Annotated in this window: 14 protein-coding genes; 5 read left to right on the top strand and 9 right to left on the bottom strand. The window is 38.4% G+C overall.

Going from position 1 to position 17,126, the window contains the following annotated elements; translation table 11 throughout:
* Positions 1-137 precede the first annotated feature (137 nt).
* From HMPREF9145_RS05135 to HMPREF9145_RS05150, 4 genes are read right to left on the bottom strand one after another with little or no spacing between them, the layout of a single operon-like run.
* A complete protein-coding gene (locus tag HMPREF9145_RS05135; RefSeq protein ID WP_021825336.1) occupies positions 138-566 on the bottom strand; it encodes a BT0820 family HAD-type phosphatase in 429 nt (142 codons plus the stop codon).
* Entirely contained in the window at positions 566-3,103 is a 2,538-nt protein-coding gene (locus HMPREF9145_RS05140; protein WP_021825344.1) for a GumC family protein, read from the bottom strand. Before HMPREF9145_RS05140 ends, HMPREF9145_RS05135 begins: the two co-directional genes overlap by 1 nt.
* 56 nt (positions 3,104-3,159) lie before the next feature.
* Positions 3,160-4,044: a glucose-1-phosphate thymidylyltransferase RfbA gene (gene rfbA, locus HMPREF9145_RS05145; protein ID WP_021825311.1), complete on the bottom strand. Its 885-nt coding sequence runs from the start codon at positions 4,042-4,044 to the stop codon at positions 3,160-3,162.
* A 34-nt stretch (positions 4,045-4,078) separates the two neighbouring features.
* Positions 4,079-5,485, bottom strand: coding sequence for an undecaprenyl-phosphate glucose phosphotransferase (locus HMPREF9145_RS05150; protein ID WP_052026744.1), 1,407 nt, complete (start codon positions 5,483-5,485; stop codon positions 4,079-4,081).
* A gap of 1,060 nt (positions 5,486-6,545) precedes the next feature.
* Here HMPREF9145_RS05150 and HMPREF9145_RS05155 point away from each other — a divergent pair.
* The 4 genes from HMPREF9145_RS05155 (at position 6,546) to rny (ending at position 9,539) form a co-directional block, all read left to right on the top strand.
* Positions 6,546-7,178, top strand: coding sequence for a hypothetical protein (locus HMPREF9145_RS05155; RefSeq protein ID WP_021825322.1), 633 nt, complete (start codon positions 6,546-6,548; stop codon positions 7,176-7,178).
* A gap of 188 nt (positions 7,179-7,366) precedes the next feature.
* Positions 7,367-7,660 carry a hypothetical protein gene (locus HMPREF9145_RS05160; RefSeq protein ID WP_021825278.1) on the top strand — a complete coding sequence of 98 codons (294 nt, stop codon included), beginning with the start codon at positions 7,367-7,369 and terminating at the stop codon, positions 7,658-7,660.
* 7 nt (positions 7,661-7,667) lie between these two features.
* Positions 7,668-7,967 (top strand): cell division protein ZapA, encoded by a 300-nt coding sequence (locus HMPREF9145_RS05165; RefSeq protein ID WP_021825286.1) that lies wholly within the window; start codon positions 7,668-7,670, stop codon positions 7,965-7,967.
* Between the two features lie 33 nt (positions 7,968-8,000).
* Positions 8,001-9,539, top strand: a complete 1,539-nt coding sequence (gene rny / locus HMPREF9145_RS05170) for a ribonuclease Y (RefSeq protein WP_007134045.1) — start codon at positions 8,001-8,003, stop codon at positions 9,537-9,539.
* 78 nt (positions 9,540-9,617) lie between these two features.
* On the opposite strand, the gene HMPREF9145_RS05175 is transcribed toward rny, so the two are convergent.
* From HMPREF9145_RS05175 to HMPREF9145_RS05195, 5 genes are all read right to left on the bottom strand, one after another.
* Positions 9,618-10,262, bottom strand: a complete 645-nt coding sequence (locus HMPREF9145_RS05175) for a response regulator transcription factor (protein ID WP_021825308.1) — start codon at positions 10,260-10,262, stop codon at positions 9,618-9,620.
* Positions 10,263-10,288: 26 nt separating this feature from the next.
* Entirely contained in the window at positions 10,289-11,587 is a 1,299-nt protein-coding gene (gene cls / locus HMPREF9145_RS05180; RefSeq protein WP_021825342.1) for a cardiolipin synthase, read from the bottom strand.
* On the bottom strand, positions 11,571-12,551 hold the full coding sequence (locus HMPREF9145_RS05185; RefSeq protein ID WP_036906701.1) for a KpsF/GutQ family sugar-phosphate isomerase: 981 nt from the start codon (positions 12,549-12,551) through the stop codon (positions 11,571-11,573). Before HMPREF9145_RS05185 ends, cls begins: the two co-directional genes overlap by 17 nt.
* Entirely contained in the window at positions 12,552-13,307 is a 756-nt protein-coding gene (gene kdsA / locus HMPREF9145_RS05190; protein ID WP_021825294.1) for a 3-deoxy-8-phosphooctulonate synthase, read from the bottom strand.
* Between the two features lie 95 nt (positions 13,308-13,402).
* On the bottom strand, positions 13,403-15,784 hold the full coding sequence (locus tag HMPREF9145_RS05195) for a mechanosensitive ion channel family protein (RefSeq protein WP_021825325.1): 2,382 nt from the start codon (positions 15,782-15,784) through the stop codon (positions 13,403-13,405).
* Between the two features lie 215 nt (positions 15,785-15,999).
* Between HMPREF9145_RS05195 and HMPREF9145_RS05200 the strand changes: the two genes are divergently transcribed.
* Positions 16,000-16,971, top strand: a complete 972-nt coding sequence (locus HMPREF9145_RS05200; protein WP_021825341.1) for a tyrosine-type recombinase/integrase — start codon at positions 16,000-16,002, stop codon at positions 16,969-16,971.
* Positions 16,972-17,126 lie beyond the last annotated feature (155 nt).

Raw genomic sequence — 17,126 nt, forward strand, 5'->3', positions numbered from 1 at the left:
GAATATGGGAGTGAGAATGTATGTTCTGTTAAACTGAGATATACTCTAAAAGGCTATTATAAACTTGAGATCGTTGGAATTAAGCTAACTAATAAAAATGGAATCTGGATTTCTCCAGACTCCACAAATATTTATTTTTAGAACTGCCACCAATGTTTTTTATGATGTTTATGATGGGGAAATCCTTGAGATAATTGATCTTTTAGAAGATGATAATAGCTAACCCGATCATGAATCATTCTGTAGATCTGTCCCCAATCGGGTAAACCTCCTACATTTCTATCATCAATAAACATATCTACTTTAAGTTTTCTTGAGTAGTGATTGTTATTTTCAATTCTTTCTTCTGGATAATCTCGGTTTATAGCCCAAAACTCAATACCACGTTGTTTGCACCATTCAACTGCTTCATCTAAGGTTTTTCCCTCTCTGACGCTCCATAGGATAAGTTGATGTCCGTCTGCAATAAGTTGGCGAAGTGTATCTATTGCAAACGGAATCTCTTCTCCTATAGCTGGATATTCATGTGTAACAATTGTACCGTCAAAATCTACTGCTATCTTCATTACTGTTTAATCGAATTATCATTTTTATCTCGGTATGCTCCATCATCATTGTCGTAAGAACCATAACTGCTATAAGAGTTATATGATTTAGCCATGTATGCCCCGTTATGATAAGTGCCATAACCATATTTAGCATATTTACCATATTTGCTATATCGGCCATATCCATAGTAATAACCATACTTTTTCTTCGTCATATCAAGTCCATTGATGACGATAGACATATTTGGGAGTTTCTTTTCAGTAGCCAAATCATTTACTAAAATGAAGCTATCTTTAGGTGTATAATCGGCTCTACATAGGTATACTGTGGCATTAATGATACGAGAAACCTGTAGTGTATCTGTCACCAATCCTACGGGGGCAGTATCTATAATGATGTAATCATACATTTCCTTTAGGTTATCTATGATGTGATCGAGACTTTCTCTTGCCAACAACTCAGATGGGTTGGGAGGGATAGGACCTGACATTAACAGATCCAAACGCTCGTTTACACCCGATGGTAAGATTTGAGCTTTAATCTCTTCTTGCGTAGAATGACTGTGTGTTAATAGTCGAGTGATGCCATGATGATGATCTTTTATCTCAAACAACTCAGCTAAACGAGGTTTACGAATGTCGAGACCTACAAGGATAACTTTCCTTCCTAAAAGTGCGAAACTAACAGCAAGGTTAGCTGCAATAAACGTTTTTCCTTCTCCTGATGTTGTCGAAGTAAATGCTATTACCTTTTCATTCTCTTTGAGCATAAACTGTAGATTCGTTCGCATTCCACGGAAAATCTCTTCCATTAAGTTATTCTTATTCTCATGAACTACGATATCTGCTTTCATTTTTGCTTGTTCACTTGCAATAGGAACATCACCTAAGATTGGCAGTTTTGTTAGTTTAAGTACATCATTTCTACCTTCAATCTTATAATGGAAGAACTCTAAAATAATGATGATAACAGCAGGAATAGATAGTCCAATGATTAGAGCAATAAGATAAATCATTGAGTTATTCGGACTAACTTTACCACCAAATTCAGGTTCATCAATTAATTTTCCTTTGTCAGCTATTGCTGCAAGTGAGATAGAATTCTCTTCTCTCTTCTGTAATAACATTAAAAGTAGCCCGGATTTTACCTCTTGTTGTCTTCCTATTTGAGTTAGAATACGTTCCTGTTCTGGCGTTTCTCCAACCTGTCCACTGTACTTGTTGTATTGATTTAATATAGCATCTCTTTGTATCTCTAATCCCTTTTTGGCTTGTATTGAAGCCCGACGAATACTATTGTTTAAATCGTCAAGTTGTGCAGTTAGCGGTTGAATAATAGGACTTTTCTCGCTTGCACTACGAAGAAGACGATTTCTTTCTAAGGCAATCTCATTGTATTTCGTAATTAACGAAGAAGTACTCTGGTCTGAAAGTCCAATGTTCTCTGGAATCGGTTCATAGCGATTGATAGCTTTATTTTGATAGCTTGTAACTTCATTCAATAGAGCTATTTGCGTGTTTGCTTGCGTGAGGCGTTGACTAAACTCGTTTTGGTTGCTGAAAGCATTGCCTGCATTCATCTTCAGTTCAACCATATTATTACGCTTCTTGAAGCTCTCAAGCTGTCCCTCTGTAAGTCCTAATTCTGCACTTATCTTCTCTAAACGAGAGTTGATGAATTTATCCGTACGCAAAGCAATCTGATTTTTATCCTCATTTGCTTGTCGATTATAGCAAATTGAAAGTTGTTTCAGGTAGTCTATTGCTCTTTGTTGGTTCACATCTCTCAACGTTAGTTGTGCTATTGTTGTAGACTTTGCAGTCTGAGAGACGGTTAAAGCCTGTTGATATTGATAGGCTGCGATGTTTGGAGACGTTAGGAGGATATGTATTTTTGCATCGGGAGTCATCTTTACTGCATCGAGAGCAAGATTCTCTGTGATGGTCATTATACCAGCCTTTGTATAGATAATCGTTGGAAATCTATTGAAAGTCTTGTTCAATGTGTATGGACCTTTGGAGTGAGTATCATCAATTGGTACAGAGTAGGTACCTGTTAGATGATACTTTCCATCGTTATATGTGAGCTGCATGTTGAATGGACTATTGATCTTTTCTAAATTAACGGGATCAAGATCAATCTTTATCGGCTCGTTTTTATAAAGCAAAACCTCTTTAAATTTGCCTTCTGTTGTGTAAGTCACATATAGTTTTAAGTCTCTTACAACACTTTGTGCCAGCGTGTGAGAAGTAAGAATTTCCATCTCATTATCAATGCCGGTAGAATTTGAAATCACTCCAAGATTACTGGAATTTTGGATAGAATACCCTCTTCTTCCACTCTGTTCTTCCTTAATTAAGAGTTTTGCATACGCCTGATAAACAGGTGTTGTATACCTTAAATAAAGGTAAGCACATGCCAAACAGATAAGGGCTGATGCGACAAACCATGTCCAGTTCAAAATGAGCGATGTGTATATCGCCCTCAGATCAAAGAGTGTTTTTGTTACTTCTTGCTGATTTACCTCAGCTGTTTTTACTTTGTTATCGTCCATATGTCTACATTTAATCGTGTAGTGTTATCTCTAAATACGTTTAATTACTTTATATTTTATATTCGGTTCTCGTCTATAACCTCCATGAGATATTGCCCATAAGCATTCTTTAGCATAGGTTTTGCATCTTCAATCAGTTGCTCTTTGCTAATCCATCCTTGCTGATAAGCAATCTCTTCAAGACAAGCTATCTTCAATCCTTGACGCTTTTCTATAACCTCAATGAATGTACTTGCCTCTGAAAGACTATCATGTGTGCCCGTGTCCAACCATGCAAAGCCACGCTGAAGCGGTTTTACTTTCAGGCTGTCTCGCTTCAAATACTCTTGGTTGACCGTAGTAATCTCTAATTCTCCGCGGGCACTTGGTTTTATGTTTTTTGCAATTTCAACCACACTATTGGGGTAGAAATACAAGCCAACCACGGCATAATTGCTCTTCGGATGCTCTGGTTTTTCTTCTATACTCAGGCATTTGCCCTGAGAATCAAATTCAGCTACGCCATAACGCTGTGGATCATTGACATAATATCCAAAGACACTGGCTTGTTGTTTCTGTTCCGCATCAATGACACTCTCCTTGAGTAATCCCGTGAAGCCAGCCCCATGGAAGATATTATCGCCAAGAACCAAGCTCACAGCATCGTCACCAATAAACTTTTCTCCAATGATAAAAGCTTGTGCAAGACCATCAGGCGAAGGTTGTTCTGCATATTCAAATCTCACGCCAAGCTCATGTCCATCACCTAATAGGCGTTTAAATCCCGGCAAATCAAAAGGAGTTGATATAATCAAGATATCTTTAATACCAGCCAACATCAATACAGATATCGGATAGTAAATCATCGGTTTATCAAAAATAGGAATCAATTGTTTACTGACGCCCTTTGTAATGGGGTACAGACGCGTGCCTGAGCCACCAGCCAAAACAATACCTTTCATAACTTTCTATTTTATATATATAACTTTCTTTCTATTAATATGCATGCTTGTCTGGTTTAATGATGCTGAAAGCTGTTTTGAAAATGATTCGTAAATCCAGCCAGAATGTCCAGTGTTCAATATACCAAATGTCGTGTTCTACACGCTCCTGCATCTGCCAAAGTTCTTTAGTCTCGCCACGATAGCCTGTTACTTGTGCCCAACCTGTTATGCCCGGTTTGCAGAAATGACGTACCATGTACTTGTCTATCAAGTCACTATATATCTCCGTATGACGCAACATGTGGGGGCGAGGACCAACAATACTCATGTCGCCTTTTAGCACATTCCAAAACTGTGGCAATTCATCGATGTTCGTTTTACGCATGAATTTTCCGAAAGCAAATTTGCGAGGGTCATCCAAGGTGGCTTGCATCGTGTCTGCATTCTTATTCACATGCATGCTTCTGAATTTGTAACACTTAAATGATTTGCCTTCAAATCCCGTACGCATTTGCGTGAAGAAGATAGGACCTGGACTCTGAATCTTAATCAATAGGGCTATAATAGGGATTAATGGAAGCATACAAAGGCAGGCGATGAGCGACACTGCAATATCAAAACTCCGCTTAATAATGCGATTACTCATAATTGTAAGCGGTTCAACATGATTGGTATAGAGCAGCGTTTCGCCCATGAACTCGGGCTTTAAGCGCAATCGATAGGTACCAAACATTCGTGGAATATAATAGAAACGAATAACCCTTGCATCACAAAACTTCATGATTTGTGCAATAAAATCATTAAAATCATGACTTAAACAGCAAAAGATTTCGTCTGCAATCGATTGGTTTTCATGATGTATGATGTTGTTAAAGTCATCAAGTGTTCCTATGTGTTGAAGTGCTTGCGGACAATTTTCTATCTCCTTATTTGCATAATAACCTTTTATGTGATAGCCCATTGCAGCGTCTCCCGCCATAGTCTTGTAGAGCCCGATAAGTGCTGGATCATGTCCCACGAAAATCACTTTATGTGAATTGTAACCCTTCTGTCGGAAATAATTCAATACCCCACGTTCTGCAAAACGACTTAACATAACTACAAAAAAACTTATGATTCCGTAGAGAACTGATATATGGAAGAAGTTTTCTTCAGGGCAAATAAAACTCAAAAATATATAAGTTAGAATCACATGTGTAGTCACAAGTTGAAGTGTTCTGACAAAGATTTTATCGAAATCTATCTTGCGAACATGGACAATCGTACGGAAAAAATATTGTGCAACGCCCATCGCTGCGTTGGCAGCGAATAGAGTTATCTTGGTAGCAGTATGGAAATAAGAAGGAACATTCTTTGGTATTAGCAGAATGAAACAAACGAAAATGATATTGATAATCATAAAATCGTTTAGGGTTACCAGTCTACGTACGAAGTCGTTCCTGCTAAGATTCTGACTCATCGTGCACTATTTTTTATTTGAATATAAATTCGTTATCACTAATATTGTATAGTAACGTGCAAATATAATAAAAAAAACACAATTAAAAAACAATTGTTCTGTTTTTTGTTTTAATTGTACTAAAGTTTTGTATTCATTATCTTTATCTCATCAAAAACGATGTGTTATTCAATGTTTCCATTGGATTCTATTTTAGAAAAGAATCATTATGTCGATGAAAATAAAATAGAGGGTTGTTTTGTTTGTATTTATATTCATTTTGTTTGTTAATTCTTTTATTTTTGTAATGATATTCTTTTGGTTATTAATTTAGATTGTTAATCTTGTTTTTTGTGTAAAGTTTGATGATAGTTTTTAACATTTTTCGAAATCATAAAAGAGAAATTCTGAGGCCATAAAAATGGAGTTTTATATCAATTTTAGGTATCTTGAATTATACTTGCAGTCACTTTGTAATATGATATGATGTTATTCACTCTGTAAAGTGAGTCGTTTTGTCTGCTTAAATGAGATGTTTTACATTGGGAAAGTCTGTGTTTGCTTGCGTGGATAATTATGATTTGGCTTCTTTTATGATTCAATATGGGTGATTTTGTCATTGATTTTATTCTGCAAAATGATGCTGATTTTCTATTGTGTTGATATTCATAGTGTTACAATCCTATGAAATTTGGTCTGATTCTCCACAATATTGATGGTGTAATCAAATTTTAAGAATGTTGTGAAGTGTTTTGTAAAAACTAATGATAGAATTTAACATATACAATAATAGGAATGTTTGGGTATGTTGGATGGATTTGTTGTTGGGATTGTTTTGTATAGATATGTATTATGAATTGGAGTAGGGGATGACAGGGAAGATATCTTTAAGTACCATATTTTGTATACTATCTGAGTAAATGAATACGTAGTTGTTGTTTTGAAATGCCAGGTTTGTTGGTTTGTTTTAAATTGATTCTACCTATATTCTCCATGTAAAAATTAGGTTTATTGGTAAGAATATCGTACCTTTGCAAAGCATTTTAACAATAAAGTTCAATAACAAAGAATATTAAACAATATGGCATTTTTTTCTAAACTGTTTGGAAAGAAGGAATCAGAAGTTAAAGTTGGTGGCATGGAAGACTTCATGACACTGATTCGTGTGTATTTTGAGGCTTCACTTGCAGTTAATCTTGGCATCAATAATTTAGGCATGTTGCCTGATCTTCGCACTTTTAAGACAACGCTACGAGTACCTACTTTGAATAACAAATTAGGCTTAGGTGAGAAGAATCAATGTCGAAAGATGATGCGAGAAATGTATGGATTAGGAGACGATTTCTTTAAGGAGATTGATCAAAGTATGCGGAAAAACTGTCGGAAAATACAGGATGTACAACCTTATATGGTTCAGTTCCAGGGCTTTTCTCAAGACTTGATGATGCTCGTTGGTAATCTAATGAAGTTCAAGTTGCGTCTGCCTTCTTTTATGAAAAAGGCTATCTATACAATGACGGAGAAGACAGTGTCTGATTTATTCACAAAGAATGATTATACAGATCCTGGAGTTATTAAAGCAGTTATGGCTGTAAGGCAGTATGACAAGCGTTTAGGCTTCAGTCAGAAATGGATTACCGACTTTGTTTATCAAGTCGTGATGCTGGCTAAGAAAGAACCTCGTCAGGCTGATAATGATGCAAAACAAAAATAGAATGCACTGCGCTACTGATATATGTTTGTAGCGATTGCATTATAATGTTTGAAATAAGGTCGCTGAACGGCATGTTTTTTAGAATTTCACATGATGCTAATATCGTACATAAGGATGTGATAAAATGTGAAATTAAAATTTGGTTATTCCGATAAAATCAATTAAATTTGTAACCAAATTGTAAATTTATGGATGCAACTGAGCATGCTCTTAATTTGTTTTCTACGCGAGTAAGGCAGATGATTCTTCAGTATAAAGAGCTGAAGAAAGAGAATATTGAGCTTTATTCTATGGTAGATGAGCGTGACGAACAAATCAAAATGCTCAACAAAAAGCTTGTTCAGGCGCAGAATGATTACAATAGTCTCAAGATGGCTAAGATGTTAGAAGTAACTGATGGTGACTTAGAAAGTGCTCAGAAACGACTGCAACGGCTCATCAGAGACGTGAATAAATGTATAACGCTACTGAGTGAAAGATAACAGAGCGATGGCAGATGAGAATACAGATAAGTTGCATATAAAGCTGCATGTCTATGATACGGAGTTGTCGGTGAACATTGTTCGCGAAGACGAAAAACTCTATCGGGACGCTGCAAAGCTTATTACAACAACAGTAAATAATTATGCCAATGTGTTCAAAGGACGCAAAGGAGATAAAGATTTATTGTATATGGCCCTTATAGATATAGCTTTGCGCTATGAGCGTGAAGCCTTGCGCAATGATACAGAGCCTTTTAAGGATATTCTCGGAAAGCTTACTTCTGAAATCGAGGATGCGTTGAAATGAACGAACGAGAATATTATCAAAATCTAAATTATAATGAATGTAGTAACTATCATAATTGCTATTGTGGCCCTTTTGGCTGGATGTGCGATTGGATATGCCATTTTCCGTTATGTTATTAAAGGAAAATACAATGATTTAATTGAGGCTGCCAGCAAAGAGGCGGAGGTCATTAAGGAAAAGAAACTCTTAGAGGTTAAGGAGAAGTTCCTAAATAAGAAGAGTGAACTTGAGAAGGAAGTACAGCAACGAAACCTGAAGTTTCAGCAGAATGAAAACCGCTTAAAGCAGCGTGAAATCACATTAAATCAGCGTCAAGAAGAACTTGGTCGTCGCAAGATGGATGTTGATCAAGAACAAGTTCGGATTGATAATGAGAAGAAGTTGTTGTCTGTGAAGCAGCAAGAACTTGAGAAAATGCAGAAGCAAGAGCAAGCAAAACTTGAGGAACTCTCTGGACTTAGTGCTGAAGAAGCAAAGAAACGACTGGTTGAAAGCTTGAAAGATCAGGCAAAGCTTGATGCTGCAAGTTACATCAATGAGATTATGGACGATGCGAAACTCAATGCAAATCAGCAGGCGAAGAAAATCGTAATCCAAACCATTCAGCGTGTAGCAACGGAGACAGCTATCGAGAATTCGGTCAGTGTTTTCCATATAGATAACGATGAAGTTAAAGGCAGAATTATCGGTAGAGAAGGTCGAAACATCCGAGCTTTAGAGGCAGCTACTGGAGTGGAAATCGTCGTAGATGACACTCCTGAGGCTATTGTGATTAGCGCTTTCGACCCAATTCGTCGTGAAGTTTGTCGTTTGGCATTGCACCAGTTAGTAGCAGATGGGCGTATACATCCGGCTCGAATAGAAGAGGTTGTAGCTAAGGTGAAAAAACAACTTGACAATGAAGTAATCGAAACGGGTAAGCGTACAGCAATTGATTTGGGTATTCATGGCTTGCATCCAGAATTGATTCGTATCATCGGTAAGATGAAATATCGTTCAAGTTATGGTCAGAACCTTTTACAGCATGCACGCGAAACAGCCAATCTTTGCGCAGTAATGGCGTCAGAACTTGGCTTGAATCCAAAGAAGGCTAAGCGTGCAGGCTTGCTTCATGACATTGGAAAGGTGCCAGACGAAGAAAGCGAATTGCCGCACGCTTTATATGGAGCGAAGATTGCAGAGAAGTATAAGGAGAAACCAGATATCTGTAATGCCATCGCAGCTCACCATGATGAGGAGGAGATGACGACGCTTCTTGCACCGATAGTACAGGTTTGTGATGCCATCTCTGGTGCTCGTCCAGGTGCACGTCGAGAGATAGTTGAGGCCTATATCAAGCGTCTCAATGACCTTGAGGCAATAGCAATGAGTTATCCAGGAGTAACCAAGACTTATGCAATTCAAGCTGGTCGAGAGCTTCGTGTCATTGTAGGTGCGGATAAGATGAATGATGAAGAGAGCATCAAGCTCAGTGATGAGATTGCTACGAAGATTCAAAATGAGATGACATATCCTGGTCAAGTGAAGATCACTGTTATCAGAGAGACGCGCTCAATAGCCTATGCAAAATAATACTTTGAGTTTATATAGAAAAAAGGATGCATTCAAATGCATCCTTTTTTTATGACCTTTATAAAGAAAGTTGTTATCTTAAATCTTATTGATGTCTACATATCCGTGCATGACGGCATAGATTGTAAGTGCGCTAACACTTTTCATTCCAAGCTTTTCTACAATGTTTTTCCGATGACTGATAACGGTTGTAAGTCCTATATTCAGCTGGTTTGCAATTTCTTTATTGATAAATCCCTGTGCAATGAGAGATAAAACCTCAATCTCTCTGTCGCTAAGTAGCTTTGTCTTCAATGCTTTGGGCATAACGGGAAGATTCTTTCCACCAGCATGTCCATATTGTTCTAACTGGAGGAGAGCCTTCACAAGTTGTTCTTCTGATGTGTTTATGCAAAGACTTTTGAAGTCAGAAAGCTGTGAATTTGGGTTTGAAGAGGTTGTCAGTACTATTGTTTTATACTTGTGTTCAAGAAAGAAGTTACGATTTTCAAGCACAAATTTAATGGCAACAAAATAGTGCATGAACTTCTCTGGGTTACCTGCCTCAAGCTCATTAAACGAGCAAAAGGTCTCTATATCGGCAATAGGCATGACATTTTGTAACATGGTTTTCAGTCCAATCATAGCCAACATGTTATTGTCTATGATAGCTAATTTTGGTCTTCCTGTAGGCTTTTCGCCCATAGGATGATGTGGCATGTTATGTAAAACGTTCTCTTCCATATCTTAAGAATTTATATTTTTGATAATTAGAGGAATGGAGCAAGCAGGTGACTAAGCCAGCCTCGCATTCTTTGCCAAGGTGTTCGCCATTCTTTCCACTTCTTTTCGGTGAGATAAAAACAATCTTTCTTCTCGCCATCGAATAAATTGTCTAATTGCCGTGTCGTACATTTATCGAGGATAACAGCATTTTCTTCGTAGTCCCAATTAAGGCTTCGGGCATTTAAGTTTGCACTGCCAACAGTACAAACTTGTCCATCTACCATTATAATCTTTGTATGGTGGAAGCCTGGTGTGTACATCCAAAGGTTGCATCCAGCCTTCATCAGTTTGTGTGCATTATAGAAACCGCAGTCTGGAGTCAATGGAATATCACTCTTTGTACTCAGCATGATTTCCACTTTTACGCCGCGTTGAACAGCTTTTTTCAACGCCTTTTTGAGTTGATGGTTAAGCGTAAAATATGGATTTATTATCTTTATGCTGTCTTTTGCACGATTAATTGCAGATAGATAGAATTGTCGAATGATAGCATTACTTGTCCTTGGCTCACGATTTATGATACCAACAGTCTTGTGATATGCTGATTTGCAGCTATCTTCCTTTAAGCCTTTTATATATTCTGCCTTATTCCCTCCATGATAATATTGCTCACCATGAATATTTTGTTTTGACACTTTGTTCCAAATTTTAAGGAAAATGGCTTGTAAAGTATTGACTGCATCTCCCTCAATTCGGCAGTGCATATCATGCCATTCACCGACAACTTCCGTACCTTTAATATAATAGTCGGCAACATTCATTCCTCCTGTATAAGCTATTCTTCCATCAATAACAACAATCTTTCGATGGTCTCGTGAAAACACATGATTGACCCAAGGGAATGTTATAGGGTCGAATTTATAAATCTCTACACCCGAATCGCGAATGGTTTTGAGATGTTTCTCTTTCAAAGGACGATTGTTTGAAGAGTTACCGAAGGCATCAAATAGCGCACGAACCTCAACACCTTCTTTTGCCTTTTGTTCCAGAATATGAAATAAAAGACCTGCTATGGAGTCGTTGCGAAAATTAAAATATTCGAGATGTATACTTTTCTTGGCTTGTTGAATAGCCTTAAACATATCATCAAACTTCTCTTGTCCCGTTGTGAGTAAAGTCACAGAGTTGTTAGAAGAGAATTTAACCCCATATTGTTTAAGGTCGTGTGCTACCAGGGAGTCAGTCGTTTGAGCCACGCATGTCCCAATACTGAGCACCCCAAATATAATATATAATAATAGTTGTTTCAATCTATTCCTTTTTGTTTCAGACCATACAAGCATAATGATCGACAACGCCTAAGAGGTGTTTCTCTTCATCTACGACGAGAACGGTGTGTATCTTATGACGATGCATAATGCGTTGAATCTCGGTAATCTTTGTTGTTGGCAATACGAACTTTGGTGTCTTAGTCATGATATCGCTAACCGTGTGGTCGAAAAATTTAGCTTGCCATCGTTCCATTGCACGTCTGATGTCTCCATCTGTAATTAATCCAATAACTCGTTTGTCATCACCTAATGAAACGCCTAATCCCAATAAACCTTTACTTACGCAAATAATGGCTTCCCCTAAGTGCATATCTTGTGGAATGATAGGTAGGTCATTGGTTCGCATTACGTCTGCTGCCGTGGTAAGAAGTCGTTTCCCTAATTCTCCTCCAGGATGGAATTGAGCAAAGTCTTGTGGACGGAAATCACGCACTTGCATTAGTGCAATAGCCAAAGCATCGCCCATAGCGAGAGCTGCTGTAGTACTGCTTGTCGGTGCAAGATTAAGTGGACAAGCTTCCTTCTTGACATAAACCTTTATATGAACTTTACTATATTTGGCCAAAAGTGAATTGGAATTAGCCGTCATAGAGATAATCGGTATGTTCATGTGTAGCACCATAGGGATAAATCGAAGAAGTTCATCCGTCTGGCCAGAGTTGCTTAATGCCAACACAACATCATCTGGAGTCATGACCCCTAAGTCGCCATGATACACGTCCAAAGGATTGATAAAGAAAGCTGGAGTGCCAGTGGATGCTAATGTAGCTGCTATCTTTGCACCTATATTCCCACTTTTTCCTACGCCTGTTACGATAATCTTCCCATGACAATGAGCCATCATTTCGACAGCCTTTGTGAAGTTTTCATCGAGTTGTGGAATAAGATCAAGAATAGCTTGTGCCTCTTCTTTCAAGGCTTGACAGCCCCATTGGCAAACCATTCCCAATCTGTTATCAATATCAGTATTATTCATTTACTTTAATAATTGACCTATTAAATTCTCTAATTTATCAAGTTCCAGCATATTCGGGCCATCACTTAGTCCTTTATCGGGATTGGGATGAACTTCAAAGAAATAGCCTGTTGCACCAAAAGCTTTAGCTGCTAATGCCATAGAAGGAACAAATTTCCTATCCCCAGAAGTCTTTCCTTTGCCTGCACCTGGGCGCTGAACGCTATGCGTGCAATCCATAATCACCGTCGGAACAATTTCTTTCATGTCAGGAATATTGCGGAAATCAACAACCAGATTGTTATATCCAAAAGTGTTACCACGTTCTGTTAACCACACTTCTTTAGCTCCGCTTTGCAATGCTTTCTCCACAGGATAGAGCATGTCTGCACCACTTAAGAACTGTGCTTTCTTTATATTAACAATCTTTCCTGTCTTTGCTGCTGCAATCAAGAGATCTGTTTGACGACACAAGAAAGCTGGAATCTGCAACACATCACAAACTTCTCCTGCTGCTTTGGCTTGGTAACTTTCATGGATATCCGTTAATATCTTCAAGCCATATTTGGCCTTTACATCTGCAAGCATCTTTAATCCTTTCTCTAATCCTGGTCCACGAAAAGAGAGAATTGACGTGCGATTGGCTTTGTCAAATGAGGCTTTGAAGATAATATCAATGCCGTATTTGTGGTTTAATCTTACTAATTCTTCGGCAACAGTATTTAATAAATCTGCCGATTCTATAACGCAGGGACCTGCTATAAATATGGGTTGCATATTCGTTTCATTTTGCTTACCATGCAAAGGTAGACAAAAAGGAGGAAAATGACAAACTTTCTTATATATATTTATAAGGTGTAGGTGTCGTGCTGTTATGCATCTTTTTCCTCACTTAATATCTTCTCCACTTGCTCTGGCTTTGGGTGAATGATATGTATGTCACGTTGTGGGAATGGAATCTCAATGTTATTGGCATTCAATGTTTCGTAGATACATTCCATGATTCGGCCATCATCAACGTATTGAGTCATGACAGATACCCACACAAGTATCTTTAATGTAATGGCATTATCACCAAACTCTTTCAACACAATCTTTACTTCTCTCTTCTTTGAAGTAATCTTTAAGGCTGTGATAGCATCATAAAGCAACTTCTTCACTTGCTTGATGTCGCTGCCATAAGCTACGCCAACCTCCAATATATCTAATTCATAGCCATGATTCTTCGTCATGTTCTTATAGCTCTTGGTAAACAATTGGCTATTTTGGAAGGCGATGATAGAACCATCCGTCGCTTCAACGATAGTCGAAGTATAGTTGATTGAACTCACACGCCCACGTGTACCCTCGCACACGATGTAGTCACCAATCTTAACTCGCCCAGCCATTAGCGATATGCCGTAGTAAATATTCTCTAAGATATCTTTCATAGCAAAGCCGACACCCGTAGAGAAGCCACCTGATACGACAACCAACCAGGTGTTATCAATGTGGAACATCGCTAAAGAAATGATAATCCAGAAGCCCCAAACGGCAACCTGCACAACATTCTTTGCCATGATAAATCGACTTGCGGCAGTACTCTTGTCAGAGGTTTCAAAGTAAATCTTAAGCAAAGCTTTTATTGTTCGATTGAGATAAGCAAACAAGAAATATAGCGCCACAACCTCAGCAATCGACAGGATACTTGCCCTAAACCATTTCGTATTAATGAATGATTCACGATAGATTTCCCAAATCTTATCGCTTAGGTTGAATACATCAGCTGCCCAATAGAGTGCAAGTAAGAAAGATGCAACTGAAAGCACGGGCAACAGCACTTGATAAATCGCATAAAACAGCCACGTCTTTGTTATTCCTTGATGTTCATAATCACGCTTCTCAGCAAATTTCTTCAGCCAACCACGCAAACAAGTTATCGTCAAAATACAGGTCAACTGCATCGTCCACCATATCAATAACTGCACACTAAGCAGCGTGTATCCCATCCATGCGCTGATAAATGAAATGAGAAACACCACCAATGAAATATAAGTATAGGTGACATCACTCTTGGGAATCTTCGTGTTATTGCGCCTTATGGCCACCCATTGCCATATCAAACACACTAAAAGTATAGGACAAAGCGAAATGTTCACGAGGTTATCGGGCACTAAAACGATGCGGAAAGCAATCACAATAAAGCCCATGGCCATCAATGGCAGATATATGCGGAATCCGCTTTTAATCTGTTCGCCACTTAAACGCAATAGCAACGATATCAAGATAACACTCAACAACCATGTATATCCCACAAGTAGTCCACAGGCCATGATAATGAAATTCTGACCCATAAACACAATGCGTATCAAGCCCAATACTAATGCTAATGTCATCACAGAAGTTGTCATGATAATACAAGTGCGGCGGCTGACAAAAGCTGGTGTGCGGAATCGTTTCGGCACTAAGAAACGAATGACAACCATATTGATTGCTCCTGCAATAACAGCATAGAAGGCAATGAGAATAAACAGGCCGATGATATAAGATGCATCCCATTGAGATAGCACCTTTGTCTTTTCAAAATACTTCGTGGCTATTTCGTCTTTGGTTTCCTGAATGTTTGTCTTCAGCTTGGTCAGTATATCAAAATAGTTTTCACCTGCGTTTCTAAATATGTTCTCTTGGATGTTCTTATATCTCTTATTGGCATAATCGTTGAGCGTTTTCAACTGGTCTTCAATTTCCTGATAATAACCAATATAATCTTTGAATTGCTGACTGTTGTCGCTCAGCGTGTGTCTGATATTCACAGCCAACGTCAGGCATACACTCTTGTCTATCTGAGCCTTCTTGCTTAGCGTACTCACGTTCATTGTGCTAAGCGAGTTTATCAAGTAGTCGTATCGAGCAATCTCTGCTTTGTTTTGTGCAATGAGCGAACGGAAAGGTTGCACGTTTTGTTGGAAGTCTGCATATTGTTCTGTAGCCTCATGGCAAGCATAGGCCAAGTCAAACACATATTCTGGCTTCTGCGAATAGAGCATTAATGCATTCTGATTGCTTTGTCCCATGATGCTAAACAGCTTGTCTCTGATAGCTGTTTGCTGATCTCTCAGGTAACCCGATTGACGATCGAGCTCAGCACGATAATTGGTGAGTTCGGTACGGAGTATGGATAGTGTGCTTTCCAAATTCTCTTCTTTCAGCACCGCATTTGCCGGTAGTAGTGCCAATAGAAATGCAAAGACAAGCAATAAGGATCTTTTGTTCATTATTCTTTTATAACTTAATGGAGTTACAAAAATAATAAAAAGAAAAGATTAAGTAGAGTGCTTTAAACATAAATTTGAAATATTTTTTTATTTCTTAGCCTTACTTTCCAAGGATAAACTACTCGAACCTCAAGCGTTAATCATAATATCGAAACGAAGTTCAATATTTTGTCTATTCATTTTGCGATTAATCCTTATTACCTTTATCTCAAAAAATGAAGATCTTTAATTTCTTATTTCCATGGAAACATAACTCAAAGCAAAGGAGGAAATGTGCTGTTACAAGTCTAAGGCAGGGTGTTTCCATTATCTCAAAAGGTGTTTCTAAGGCCACGCAATTGAATTATCAAACGGCCGTGTGTTCTTTTCTCATGTTCAAGGCAAAGGATGATGTGTTATTTTCAACAATCACGCAGGCTGAGATTGTGCGTTATCAACAATGGTTGCAGCAACGGGCAATCAGTGCCAACACAACCACTTGCTATCTCCGTTCACTTCGCGCGTTATATAATAAAGCGGTGAAACGGCGCTTGGTGAAAGACATAAAGCCCTTTGAAAAGGTTCAAACGCGCAACAACAAGGTGGTGAAGGTGGCTTTAAAACCTATCCAACTGCAACAACTGCGTGAACTCCATGTGAAAGACAGGTCTTTTCAAGCCTTTGCGCGCGATCTCTTCCTCTTTTCTTGCTATGCCATGGGAATGCCACCGATAGACATGGCGCATTTGAAGTGGACTCAAATCAAACATGGCTTCATTCATTATCAACGGCAGAAAACGCATCGAAAAGTGATGGTGAAACTTGAACCCTGCATGCAAGCGATTATCGACCGATGGGGAAAGCCCGACAACAAGTATATATTCCCCATCTTGTCCTGCATGAAATATGACAGCTTCCTGCGCCAATACAATCGTGCACTCCATGCGCTGGGCGAAAAGATAAAACTCGGCTTTCCGCTCTCTTCTTATGTTGCGCGCCACACTTGGGCTTCGCTCGCCTATGAAAACAATGTGGCGTTGTCTATCATCTCGCAAGCTTTGGGACATTCTTCCTCGAAGACCACGCTCAATTATATCCATGAGATAGACCTTAAAATGGTGGCTGAAGCAAATCGAAGGGTATTAAATAAAATTGTCCACCTATTCATAAAAGGTGGACAAAAACCTTGCAAACGCCTGCAAAATTAGACTTTTTAAGCGAAACAAACAAATATTTTATTGTCTTTTTGCAGTGAATGTTGGTATAATCATGCAGTATGAATTACTCATAAATCTACTTCGTAGCTTTCTCAAAGCCTTTATATAAAGCATTCTCAGAAAGTTTGTATCTACCTTTAACTTTT

This window comes from Segatella salivae F0493, from assembly GCF_000477535.1.
GTDB classification, from domain to species: Bacteria; Bacteroidota; Bacteroidia; order Bacteroidales; family Bacteroidaceae; genus Prevotella; species Prevotella salivae.